Origin of the sequence: Flavobacterium sp. (assembly GCF_049318185.1) — a bacterium.
In the GTDB taxonomy this organism is placed as follows: domain Bacteria; phylum Bacteroidota; class Bacteroidia; order Flavobacteriales; family Flavobacteriaceae; genus Flavobacterium.
This window is the reverse complement of sequence record NZ_JBMOGV010000224.1, coordinates 1-1852: the sequence shown is the minus strand read 5'-3', so window position 1 is coordinate 1852 and position 1852 is coordinate 1. Positions and strand designations below refer to the sequence as shown.

Annotated in this window: 1 protein-coding gene and 1 pseudogene; one reads left to right on the top strand and one right to left on the bottom strand. The window is 33.6% G+C overall.

All coding sequences use genetic code 11. The features are described 5' to 3' along the window. Window positions 1-179: 179 nt before the first annotated feature. Window positions 180-518, bottom strand: a pseudogene (locus ACOYLT_RS11825) (penicillin acylase family protein); the annotation flags it as partial. Window positions 519-868: 350 nt separating this feature from the next. Here ACOYLT_RS11825 and ACOYLT_RS11820 point away from each other — a divergent pair. Next, window positions 869-1135 carry a hypothetical protein gene (locus tag ACOYLT_RS11820; RefSeq protein WP_422854037.1) on the top strand — a complete coding sequence of 89 codons (267 nt, stop codon included), beginning with the start codon at window positions 869-871 and terminating at the stop codon, window positions 1133-1135. Window positions 1136-1852 lie beyond the last annotated feature (717 nt).

The following is a 1852-nucleotide window of genomic DNA, read 5'->3' as shown; positions in this document are numbered from 1 at the left end:
TCGGATACAGGCTGTAAAGTTTGGGTACTACCTACAATTCCAAAGGTTATAAGCATACAGGTGAAGCAAATAGCAAGGGTATATTTCATATAAATATTACAATAGAAAAGAATAAAAGTTCAACTCTCTATTATCACTCTTTTATTTTTGCAGTAGCAGAGTTTGGGCCGCTTTCACACTCAGAATATTATATTTGGTAAAATGAGCCGGAATGTGTTGGTCATTTGCCCAGATTTTAAATAAATTTCTATAAAAAAGGACTTTGTATCACCCGACTGGCCCGGTGAATTGATCAGCAATTTTTTATCCCAGTCTTGGGTATCTATCAATATCCGAAAACTGGCACCACTCATTTGATTATCAGTTCCTCCGGTTGAACCAGGGGTTTGTCCATTCCCCCCTCTGGGCAAAAGACCTTTATTCAGCAGTGGCTTCAGATTGCCATTCACCAAATGTACCAGGGGATGTTCCAGCTTAATATGTTTGAAGTCGGCTTGTCCATATCCCCATCCTTCCCAATTAGCTCCTAATTTCTTTTATAAATTTTGAAATGCTTTTTTAAAGGCAAAGAATATCTAATGTCACTTCCGGAAAGATTTAAAAAAATTACCGATAACTCGGGTGTTTAGGCTCCTATAGAATACCAATTTACTGGCTATTATAAGGGAATAGTTGAAAACAGAATTGGGCAGCTTAGCAGGTTTTTCCCAAAAAGGACTAACCTTAGTGCAGTAACAGATCAACAAGTTAAACAATTTCTAAGCGATAATTGGAGTCAAATTAATGAAAAACTTCATAATTAAGTAATCTCAGATAAATTATTATTGACGTTTAAGTAACAAAGTAGGTGTAATTTTAAAAAAAAATTATGGCAAACTACAAAGACTTACTCCTAGATACAAGGTACCTAATTAAAGAATTTGAGGGCGATAGTATATTATTAGTAGAACCAATTATGATTACTAATGAATGCTGCCTTATACTAATCCATGACGATGTTGACTCCATAGTATGGAAAAAGCAATCAGATGAAATTCTAGAAATCATCGAGGAATTTACAGCAGCCCAATCAAACGAATACGATGAAATGTTTGAGGAAGATGAAGATATAGAGTCTGAAGAATTTGATGATTAATATTGGCTTTGAAATCCAAGCACTTGGTCAATATGCACTGCATCTTTGCGGACGACGCAAAATTTGTCACATATTGTATCCTACCCTTTACCAGCTATACTACCCAAACAATAAAAAGTAGGCACCATATGCCTGCTTTTTTTATTAAAGTGTTATTCTAATTATTAAAAATGTAAACAACATTAACAGAAATACATATAAATAAGTAGAATGAAAACTAAATTTTTCTTTAAATAAAAAATAGCATGCGATTAATGGTAGGAAAAATAACATTAGTATCATTGGAATCCATAGAATTTCAAAAATAGCGCCAACCAAAGCAAATCGATAAACATTAATAAATCGACTACAAATCCAAAAAAATGACACCAAAATGCTTACATATAATATTGTCCTTTTCATAAAAAATATTTTCAATGAACTATTTGATCCAAAGCTTTAATCGGTGTTGAAATGTCGGCATAAAGGATTCGTGCATTCGTTAAAAGTGAAATAACTCTCTTAGCAAAGGGGCTGCGATTGTGCCTTCAAATAAATAAAAACGTAAACTAATTTATAACTCATGCTCATCCTATTTCACTGGAAAATAACTAAAGCAAAAAAATAAAAAAGCTTAATACGCCCTTCCTAAGGTATCGCAAACAGCTTTTAACAAAGACAATCCATCGGTACGATCCTGTCCTTTCTCCCACATCATAATCCCATTGGCCATCGATT